The 10,088-nt window shown below is 53.4% G+C and carries 10 protein-coding genes; 7 read left to right on the top strand and 3 right to left on the bottom strand.

Going from position 1 to position 10,088, the window contains the following annotated elements; all coding sequences use genetic code 11:
* The first annotated feature begins 513 nt into the window (after window positions 1–513).
* The 5 genes from PHV74_12180 (at window position 514) to hisI (ending at window position 4,674) form a co-directional block, all read left to right on the top strand.
* Window positions 514–1,695, top strand: a complete 1,182-nt coding sequence (locus tag PHV74_12180) for an aspartate aminotransferase family protein (GenBank protein MDD5095114.1) — start codon at window positions 514–516, stop codon at window positions 1,693–1,695.
* Window positions 1,696–1,718: 23 nt separating this feature from the next.
* On the top strand, window positions 1,719–2,621 hold the full coding sequence (locus PHV74_12175) for a hypothetical protein (GenBank protein MDD5095113.1): 903 nt from the start codon (window positions 1,719–1,721) through the stop codon (window positions 2,619–2,621).
* 6 nt (window positions 2,622–2,627) lie between these two features.
* Window positions 2,628–3,341 carry a 1-(5-phosphoribosyl)-5-[(5-phosphoribosylamino)methylideneamino]imidazole-4-carboxamide isomerase gene (gene hisA / locus PHV74_12170; GenBank protein ID MDD5095112.1) on the top strand — a complete coding sequence of 238 codons (714 nt, stop codon included), beginning with the start codon at window positions 2,628–2,630 and terminating at the stop codon, window positions 3,339–3,341.
* A gap of 27 nt (window positions 3,342–3,368) precedes the next feature.
* Window positions 3,369–4,079 carry a 4Fe-4S double cluster binding domain-containing protein gene (locus tag PHV74_12165; protein ID MDD5095111.1) on the top strand — a complete coding sequence of 237 codons (711 nt, stop codon included), beginning with the start codon at window positions 3,369–3,371 and terminating at the stop codon, window positions 4,077–4,079.
* Between the two features lie 280 nt (window positions 4,080–4,359).
* Window positions 4,360–4,674, top strand: coding sequence for a phosphoribosyl-AMP cyclohydrolase (gene hisI / locus PHV74_12160; protein MDD5095110.1), 315 nt, complete (start codon window positions 4,360–4,362; stop codon window positions 4,672–4,674).
* Between the two features lie 5 nt (window positions 4,675–4,679).
* Here hisI and PHV74_12155 read toward each other — a convergent pair whose 3' ends face one another.
* On the bottom strand, window positions 4,680–5,573 hold the full coding sequence (locus PHV74_12155) for a DUF1385 domain-containing protein (GenBank protein ID MDD5095109.1): 894 nt from the start codon (window positions 5,571–5,573) through the stop codon (window positions 4,680–4,682).
* A gap of 246 nt (window positions 5,574–5,819) precedes the next feature.
* Window positions 5,820–5,939 (bottom strand): desulfoferrodoxin, encoded by a 120-nt coding sequence (locus tag PHV74_12150; GenBank protein ID MDD5095108.1) that lies wholly within the window; start codon window positions 5,937–5,939, stop codon window positions 5,820–5,822.
* A 186-nt stretch (window positions 5,940–6,125) separates the two neighbouring features.
* Here PHV74_12150 and mnmG point away from each other — a divergent pair, with 186 nt between their 5' ends.
* Complete coding sequence (gene mnmG, locus PHV74_12145; protein MDD5095107.1) at window positions 6,126–8,054, top strand: tRNA uridine-5-carboxymethylaminomethyl(34) synthesis enzyme MnmG; 1,929 nt, start codon at window positions 6,126–6,128, stop codon at window positions 8,052–8,054.
* Window positions 8,055–8,182: 128 nt separating this feature from the next.
* Complete coding sequence (locus PHV74_12140) at window positions 8,183–8,533, top strand: histidine triad nucleotide-binding protein (GenBank protein ID MDD5095106.1); 351 nt, start codon at window positions 8,183–8,185, stop codon at window positions 8,531–8,533.
* A gap of 237 nt (window positions 8,534–8,770) precedes the next feature.
* Here the strand turns inward: PHV74_12140 and fmt are convergent, their stop codons facing one another.
* The gene (fmt, locus tag PHV74_12135; protein MDD5095105.1) at window positions 8,771–9,712 is read right to left on the bottom strand and encodes a methionyl-tRNA formyltransferase; all 942 of its coding nucleotides are present in this window, start codon (window positions 9,710–9,712) and stop codon (window positions 8,771–8,773) included.
* Window positions 9,713–10,088 lie beyond the last annotated feature (376 nt).

The following is a 10,088-nucleotide window of genomic DNA, read 5'->3' as shown; positions in this document are numbered from 1 at the left end:
CACGAGGTTTACTCTTCTACCGCCTGATGGAGCAGGCAATAGCTTGTGCCCCCGTGCCGCGTCAAATGATCGTAGGAGGCCATCCACAACATATGGTATATGGTTGAGTAAAGTGCATACCCACTATTGTTTATTCTCCCAATTCAGTTCTTTCCCGTCCCAAGGATCCGGATGAAATCGTGGACAACATTCTGCCTGTTGATTCATTTTCTTCTCCTTTTTCGTTCCTTGGTCCTGTCATCTTTTGGGATCATGAATCGCCGTGGCTTTGTAGCAAAGCGCTTTCTCTAATTGACTTCTACTAATTGTTGATCCGTCGAATGTATTATATCACCTGATATCGCAAATTATGACCGTCAACCCACACAGGTGAAGTCATCTTCGCATACAACAGACTCGCCCCAACTGTTAACGCTACCCCTAGCGTTAACCAGAGCGCATTTGCTTTGGACTATGAGTTTTATTATACTTACGTTGTGCATTTGAGCGAGAGGACATTCAAAGGGTAAAAACATGTCAAACTGGCCAGAAATAGAAAAGAAATACTTTATGTCAACTTTTAAGCGCCTGCCCCTGGTGCTGGTCCGCGGCGAAGGGAACCGGGTATGGGACGATGCGGGCAAAGAATACCTCGATTTCATCGGCGGATTGGCGGTGAACTGTCTGGGACACTGCCATCCCGTCATGATCGGTGCCCTCAATCGGCAGGCCCGCACGCTGATCCAGACTTCTAATCTGGTCTACACCATACCCCAGCTTCGGTTGGCCGAGCTTCTGGTGCAGAACAGCTGCCTGGATAAGATTTTCTTCAGCAACAGCGGGGCCGAGGCCAACGAGGGCGCTATTAAGATCGCCCGCAAGTATGGACACATGCATCGCAACCACGCATACGAGATTATCACGGTGACCGGATCGTTCCACGGACGCACCCTGGCTACCATCGCAGCCACCGGGCAGCACAAATTCCAGGATCCGTTTGTGCCTCTGCCCACCGGCTTCGTCAACGTCGAATACGATAACGTCGAAGCCATAAAAGCGGCCACCACCGATCTCACCTGCGCCGTAATGCTGGAGCCGATACAGGGAGAAAGCGGAATCAATATCCCGGCTAAGGGCTATTTTGCCGCAGTGAGAAAATGGTGCGACGAAAATGGGCTGCTGCTGATGCTGGATGAGATACAGACAGGGATGGGACGCACCGGAACGCTCTTTGCCTATGAGCAACTGGGCATTGAGCCGGACATCATGACCATCGCCAAGGGATTGGGGGGAGGCTTCCCCATCGGAGCCATACTGGCCAAAGAACACGCATCGGTTTTCATTCCAGGTGAGCATGGTTCGACGTTCGGAGGAAACCCTCTGGCCTGCGCCGTCGGATATGACGTATTAAAGTTCATCCTGGAAAACGGCGTGCTTCAAAACGCCAAAGACGTCGGGGCCTACCTGATGACAGAACTTGAAAAACTGAAATCAAGCTTTGGCTTCATTACCGAGGTGCGCGGCAGAGGCTTGCTCTATGCCCTGCAATTCAATAGCGATATCGCCGGGAGAGTGGTCCAATCCTGCATTGACGCGGGACTCCTGGTCAATGCGGTGAAACCCAATGCCATTCGTTTCATGCCGTCGCTCATCACGCAACGGGGAGAGGTGGATGAGGCCATCGGCATTCTGAAGGGCGTTTTGAAAAGCGTGTAACACTAAATCGAACAGAGGCGATAGTGAAAACCAAGATAGCTATAGTCATCTGCACGGCATTGCTCTTGTCTATCACACTGGCTGTGGTTCTGAGCAACGATCAGAGCCCCATAGAAGGGTTTGCCTATCAGCCGCCACCGACGGATATAGTGATAACTCCAGGACTCGTGGCAGATTCCGAATACGCCAGGAACGAGGCATACTCGGTAGCCCAACAGCTTTTTGGCGAAGACAAGGATAAATGCGAGGATTTCCAGAAAGAACTGCTCTCCATGCTCTCTGCGGCCGATGGCTACGACGCTCTCGTTATGTTTAACGCTGGAGGCTGGGGCAACACACCTCTGGACGAGGTCGATGACGAGTGGGATACCGTAGTCAGAGGAATAGAGTCCTGGCTCTGGAGTAATGGCTACAAATGCGGCTTGATCGAATACAAGAGATGCGAAGACAGTGTGACGGATATCCTCCGAGAACTAAAAGCATTCACATCGGCACGATATCCGGAGGCGGATGAACTGGCGGCGAAAATACATTTCGTCACCGCTGTGCTGCCTGATATCAGGGTGATCATGGCAGGAACCAGTTCAGGGGCCATGTATTCCATCGATGTGATGAAACTGCTAGAAGGCAACCCTCGCGTATTCAGCATTCTGGCCGGTCTGCCCTTCTGGGATAAGGATGAGCCGATGCCGCAAACCCTGCTGATGAACTACAACGGCAAATCCTCGGATTCCTTAGCCAATGGCGACCTGTGGGCAATGTTCACTCACAACGCTCTCCATCTAGCCGGCGCCTTCCGGCCAGGCACCTTCGTCAAGCTGGATGACTCCATCCGGGCTCCGGGGCATGACTACAGCTGGAAATACCCCTTAGTGAGAGAGCAAGTAATTGGGTTTCTGGAAAACAACTTTGGCTTGAAGGATTGATGACTTATGGAGATCATTCCCGCGATAGACCTCATCAAAGGAAAGTGCGTTCGCCTCTATCAGGGCGATTACGCTAAAGAGACGGTCTTCTCGGAAGACCCGGTATCGATAGCCATGCGCTGGAAAGATGCAGGCGCGACCAGACTTCACCTGGTGGATCTGGATGGCGCTGCCGAAGGCAGACTCTGCAATGGGCCAGTCATCGAAAAGATCGCTAGTCAAGTTCAGATGCCGGTTCAGGTTGGCGGCGGTATACGCCAGATCGATACCATGGAGCAGTTATTCAATTTCGGCGTTCAAAGGGTCATCCTGGGCACGGCCGCCATCGAAGACCCTGATCTGGTGAAGGATGCCTGCCGCCAGTTCGGGGATAGAGTGATCGTGAGCATCGACGTCAAGGATGGTTATGTTAGAGGACGGGGATGGAAAGAGGCCGGGAATCTGACCCTCGCCAGGGTGATGGGCGAAATGGAAGCCAAAGGGGTCAAACGATTCATCTACACAGATATCACCCGCGATGGTACACTGACTGAACCCAATTTTGCCGGGATCGCGGAGATATCCTCCCTGACTGGGGCCGCAATTATTGCCGCCGGGGGCATCTCTTCTATCGAACATCTCAAAAAGCTGGCTGATCTGAATGTGGAAGGAGCCATCGTCGGGCGGGCGATCTACACGGGAAACATCGACCTGAAGGAAGCCATAAAGGTGATCCGTTGAGTTCCAATCCATATCGGGCAGATCGAAATGAATTCCTCTGAGTACACTGAGCAAATCAAGAACAGAATACGAGATTTGGGGGCGGACCTGGTTGGCATCGCAAATGCTGAACCCTTGAGAGAGCTGAAAGTGGATCCCCCAAATCTGCTCGACGGCTTTGTGAGTGCTGTTTCGATTGCCATCCAGCTCCCGGCCGCAGTGTTTGGCATGATCACGGATGAGCCCACACCCATTTACAGCCGAACCTATCAAACTGCCAACCGCATGCTGGATGAACTCGCCTTTCGGACTGCAATGGCCCTGCAGAAAGATGGATACCCCAGTCTTCCCATTCCGGCATCCCAGGCTCTGGACCGAAAAGAATGGCGCGCAGCGATCAGCCACGTGGCCGTAGCGCGCATGGCCGGGCTTGGCTGGCACGGCAAAAACCTGCTTCTGATCACCCCGCAATACGGTCCGCGAGTTCGTTTGGTGACCGTGCTCACCCAAGCGCCTTTGATCGCCAACGCTCCCCTGGAAAACCGTTGCGGAAGATGCATGCTATGCCGTGATGCTTGCCCTTCCGGCGCCATAAAAGGCATCGGGACAAAGGATCACTACCGGGACAGAGATGAGGCACTATACTTTTCGAAGTGTCTGGAAACGCTCACCGAAAAGTTCTCAAAGCTGCCCGCAGTCGGCGAAACGATCTGTGGAATCTGTATCAAGGTCTGCCCATTCGGGCAAAAACTGACGTGAGCTTACTGAGGAATCGTTAATCAGTGGGATCAGGATTCGGGGGTCGGGAGGTCACTCTTATCCTTCGATAAGCTCAGGACAGCATCTAAACTCTCCCATCGAGAGAGAGGAATTTCAGAGAGTGAAGGGGTATCTCCCTTCCGGGGGCCTGCCCTCGACCTGATCGGGGGTTTGGGGGTGTCCCCCAAATTCCTTTTCCTTCCCCCAACGATTGGGGGTTAGGGGGTTGAGTTAACGCAGCCCCTAAGAATAGCGCAAATCTACACTTAGAAAGAGAGATATGATGCCAAAATTCGATGATAAAGGTCTGATCCCGGCCATCATCCAGGATGCCAACACCGGAGAAGTGCTCATGCTGGGCTATATGAACCAGGAGTCATTGGAAAGAACCAGGGCCAGCAGACAGGCATGGTTCTGGAGCCGGAGCCGGAAGGAATTGTGGCACAAGGGAGCCACTTCGGGGAATTTCATCAATGTGAGGGAAATCCTCATCGATTGCGACCTCGACGCCCTCGTGATCAAAGCGGAACCTGTCGGACCTGTGTGCCACACCGGAAACCGGTCCTGCTTCTATCGGAAGCTCGGCGAAGAGTAACGGAGTCAACCCGCGGAGGGTTGTTGGATTGCTTCAGGTTCCAGCACCCCGTTCAGCGCCTCTATGGCCACCGCCACCATTTGATCATCGGGCTGACGGGTGGTCAGCGCTTGAAGGGCCAGACTCGGACGCATGAGCGTTTTAACTATGCTATTATCCATGCGATCCGCGGTGAAATGAATCAGCTCATAGCCGAACGCGGCAATGATCGGCAGAAGGATAATACGCGAAAGCAAGCGAATCCATAAAGCGGGCTGGCCGGTGAAAACGAAAACCACCAGGGCGATCATCATTACGATTAGAAGAAATCCGGTTCCGCAGCGACTGTGCGCCGTGCTGTACTTTTGAACCTCGCTGACCTCCAGAGGGGCTCCGGCTTCGTAGGCATTCACCGTCTTATGTTCGGCCCCGTGATACGCAAACACCCGCCGAATATCCGGGATGAGCGATACGGATGCCATGTACGCAATGAGGAACAACACCCGGATAAGGCCATCGGCCAGATTGCTGAGGATCGAAGAATCAGTGACCTTATCGACGCCGTAGTTGGTTATTAGCATCGGCAAGATCACAAAGAGGGCAATTCCAAAGGCAAGGCCAAAAACCATAGGAATCCAGATCACTACCGGTTTGGGCTTCTCCTCCAGCTCCGCTTCCAGCGCCACATTGGCCGAATACATCAGCGTCTTGATGCCCAGCACCAGCATCTCAATCAATGCAAAGATGCCGCGCAGAAGGAATACCTGGCGCAATCGGCCCGTATAGATGGAGCTGAGCGGTTCCGTTTGGGACACAATCTCGCCATCCGGTCGACGCACAGACACCTTCACTTGCTTGGGCCCCCGCATCATCACCCCTTCCATCACTGCCTGGCCCCCGTAATGAAATCGTTTGGCCAAAATCTTTTCCCTAATCAAAAAGAAGGGGCTAGAATGGCCCCTTCTTTCCTATTCTGCTGGACGTTATCTACAATTACTTCGATACACTAGTCAGACGATGGTAATGGCTTGGGTGTTTGCATCTCCATTGGCTTGCCGCAACATTCAACTGTGCCTTCACTTGCCTTGGTGATCAGGACCTCAGTATTGCAGACTGTACAAGTGAACCGCTTACCTAATTGATTTGGCATGTGAAAAATTCCCCCTCTACTTCTTCAATTCAACTGGCTGTCCACAGCAACTGACCGTCCCTTTTCCGCCTCGGGTGACGATCATCTCCGCGCCGCACTTGGAACATTTATACCGCTTCCCTGTTTCATTGGCCATACGTGCACCACCTTTTAACTCTGTTTTTTTGATTATAACCCATTCTCTCAAAACCCGTCAATGTCATTTGCGCATCAGGTGCCTGTTTTGGGTAATCCTGTTCGGCGATACACATTCACCCAACCATTGATGGCCCACATCTCGCCACTGTTTCAGCAGCCCCAATAATGATAGAATGTTGATGCGATGATTTACGATGTAATTGTGGTCGGCGCCGGGCATGCCGGTTGCGAGGCCTCTCTGGCTTCTGCCCGGATGGGGTGCCAAACCCTTCTCCTGACCATGAATCTGGATACAACGGCGCTGATGCCCTGCAATCCCTCCATCGGCGGGCCGGCCAAGGGACATCTGGTTCGAGAGATCGATGCCTTGGGCGGGGAAATGGGACGAAACACCGATAAGACCTTCATCCAGATCAGAATGCTCAACACCGGTAAAGGGCCGGCGGTTCAGGCGCTACGGGCGCAAGCAGATAAAAAACTCTATGGGCTGGCGATGAAACACTCGCTGGAAAGACAGCCCAACCTCCACATGAAGCAGGCGCTGGTGGAAGGACTGGAACCAGTCGGCGATGGTGCCGATCGGATACTCAAGATCACCACCAGCACGGGCTGGACCTATGAGGGAAAAACCGTTGTCTTAACGACAGGAACCTCACTTGCCGGCCGAGTGATTGTAGGTGAGAAGAGCTTTGCCGCCGGCCGGGCGGGAGAGTTCGCGGCTTACGGCCTCTCCCAAAGCCTGCGTCAACAGGGATTTGAACTGGGACGCCTCAAAACAGGCACGCCACCGCGACTGGATGCCAAGACCATCGATTTTTCCAAAACGGTTGTTCAGCCGGGGAGTCCGACACCTCTCTATTTCAGCTTCGATTCCCTTCATCCCGATCCAATGAGCTTCCCGCGTCCCAATCCTGTTTACCCTCTCAACGGACAGCCCTCATGGCGAGATCAAATCCCCTGTTATCTTGTTTCCACCAACCAGAAGACGCACGAGATCATTCGAGCCAACATCCATCGCGCGCCATTGTTCAACGGAAGCATACAGGGAATCGGCCCTCGCACCTGTCCTTCCATCGAGGACAAGATCATGAAATTCCCCAACAAGGCGGCGCACCCGCTTTTCCTGGAGCCCGAGGGATGGGAAACCGGTGAAGTCTATTTGCAGGGCGGGAATACCAGTCTGCCGGAGGATGTGCAACTGGCTATGATTCGGTCCATACCTGCTCTGGAAAAGGTTGAAATGGTTCGCTTCGGGTATGCCATCGAATATGATTACATGCCGTCCAGCCAGATTTTGAGCACACTGGAAACCAAGCGGCTTCCCGGGCTCTTCCTGGCCGGACAGATCAACGGCACCACCGGCTATGAAGAAGCTGCAGGGCAAGGATTGATCGCAGGCATAAACGCCGCCCTGAAAGTGAAGGGCAAACCGCCCCTGATCCTTCGCAGAGACCAGGGATACATCGGGGTAATGATCGATGATCTGGTGACCAAATATCTGACCGAACCTTATCGGCTGCTCACTTCACGGGCGGAGCATCGGCTGCTTTTGCGTCAGGATAACGCTGATCTGCGCCTCACACCTATCGGTTATCAGTTGGGCCTCATCGATGAAGCCCGCTACCGGGCCGTGGAGGTCAAACGGAATGTCGTTGCCGATGAAATCAAGCGGCTTTCGAAAACCTGCCTGGTTGCCGACAGGCTTGCCGATCCGATGGAGTCATTCGGCCTGCCTCCGATGGGCCACAACGTCAGCGCTCTGGAATTCCTGCGTCGACCGGAGATAACCTACCAGATCATCGCCAGACTCGGCTATGGCAATCCAGAGCTGATCCCGGAATGTGCCGAACAGGTGGAAATCGAAGCCAAGTACCAGGGCTATATCGAGCGACAACAGGCTGTCGTTCAAAAGATGCATAGAATCGAAGACCGGCGCATACCGGATTGGCTGGAGTACGCTCAGGTTGGCGGATTGCGCTTCGAAGCCCGCCAGAAGCTCACCCGGTTCCGCCCTCAAACCCTGGGGCAGGCATCGCGGATTGATGGGGTGACGCCGGCGGATATTTTTGTACTGATGGTGAATCTGGAGCGGGCCAAAAGTCAGATAGGCTAGTGTGTAGTTTAAACGCGCCATCGTCATTCTCGCGAAGGCGGGAATCCAGAAAAGACGTGGATTCCGGATCAAGTCCGGAATGACATTTGACCCTGTTCCGGTTAGTTATATTTTTTGAGGAGAAGCAGATGCCTTGTATTTTTTGCAAAATCGCCTCCGGGGGAACTTCCACCGAGTTTCTCTATCAAGACGAGGAGATTCTTGCCTTTCGGGATATCAACCCGCTTGCGCCGACACACATTCTGATCGTCCCTCGCAAGCATATCGCCAGTGTCAATGATCTGCAAGACGATAATTTTCTGATGCTGGGCAAGATGATCGGCATCGCCAGGGATATAGCCAAAACAGAGGGCATTGCGGATTCGGGATACCGGCTGGTGATCAACACCGGTCACGATGGAGGGCAAAGGGTTCCGCACTTACACCTGCACTTGATGGGCGGACGAAGGCTGGCGGATCGAGTGGACTGGCGACGATAGGAAGATTTCGCCCGCATAATTGATTCCTGGGCCTGATTACATTTGCGAGGAGATAGAAATCGGGACTACTCAGAAACTTCTTACTTGTAAGGACAGTATCCTGAATCCGTCTCCCCGTTGAAAACCGAGGTCTAAGAGCAACTGGATTCCGGCCTTCGCCGGAAAGACGATAAGGGTGGTTTCTCTTTTCTTGCATACCGCCACCGGCGGTATCCCTTTCTCGCAATGACTCGTTAGTTACCCCAGTTTCTCCCCGATGAATCCTCTCTGCCCGCGGACAAACTCGGCGACTGAAATGGCTTTTTTCCCTTCGAGTTGAATCTTTCGCAGTCCTAGAACGCCTTCCCTCGTACCCGCCCCAATCGGTACATCAGAATCCGATAGACTTACGACCTTCCCAGGCTCAACCGGCAACTTCGAGGGCAAAGCAATCGCTTCTAGGATTTTGAGGGTTTTACCCTGCCAGCGAGTGTAACACCCCGGCCAGGGATAGAAAGCCCGAACCCTGCGGCTAAGCTCAACGGCAGTCAGATTCCAGTCGATCTCTCCTTCGGATTTGGCGATGGGCTTGGTGTAGGTCGCCATCTCATGCTTTTGGGGTTGAGGCGTCAAGCAATAATCAAACCATCTGGGGAGTGTTTGCATCATAAGGTCCGCCCCGATCTCGGCAAGTTTGGTCTCCAGGCTTTCCGTGGTATCCTGGGGATCAATCGGCACCCTCTTCTGGCTCAGAATAGGGCCCGTATCCATAGTGGCATCGATCAACATAATAGTCACTCCCGTTTCCTCGTCCCCGGCCAGGATAGCACCGGCAATCGGTGAAGCGCCGCGATATTTCGGCAAAAGGGAAGCGTGAACGTTCAGGCAACCGAACTTCGGGATGTCCAGCACCGCTTGAGGCAACATTCGACCATAAGCTGCCACAACGATAGCGTCCGGCTTCAAGTTGATTAGCCGCTCCACTTCGATTTTATCTCGCAGAGTCGCTGGCTGAAGTATCGCTAAGCCGTGAGCCAATGCCACCCTTTTTATCGGACCGGCAGTGGCCGTCAACCCCCTCCCCGAAGACTTATCCGGCTGCGTGTATGCCACCACCACCTCATGCTCGCTGGAGATCAGCCACTGGAGCGTGGGCACGCTGAAATCGGGGGTTCCCATGAATACGATCCGCATCGCCATCTATTCTAACCGTTTGGGATCGGTTTTTCTACGGAACCGACCAATCCCCCCCCACCAACCCAAACATGGAATGCACCCCGCCTGTAATACTTTGGCAATTGCCTGCTCAATGTTCTGGTAGGGGTGGAAAGTGGAGACCGTCCTCGACATCAACGCCTGCTTCGAGAAGAGCCTCAGTCGTCACGGATGGGGGTAGCGCTCTAGCGCTCAGAAGGAAAAGACCCCTGCATTACTCCCCCCTTCGGAACACGAGGCTGTTTAGTTTTGATTTCAGCCTCGACTTTGACTGATTTTGTAATGCCTTCACCCCCACGTATCTGGTAGAATCAACTCAGATTCAGATTGAGGGGGAGAATCCTCCATGAGAACAGCCAAT

The sequence above is a fragment of the Dehalococcoidia bacterium genome, from assembly GCA_028711995.1.
Lineage (GTDB): Bacteria > Chloroflexota > Dehalococcoidia > SZUA-161 > SpSt-899 > JAQTRE01.
The sequence above is the reverse complement of the archived record's forward strand: the minus strand, read 5'-3'. Positions and strand labels throughout refer to the sequence as shown.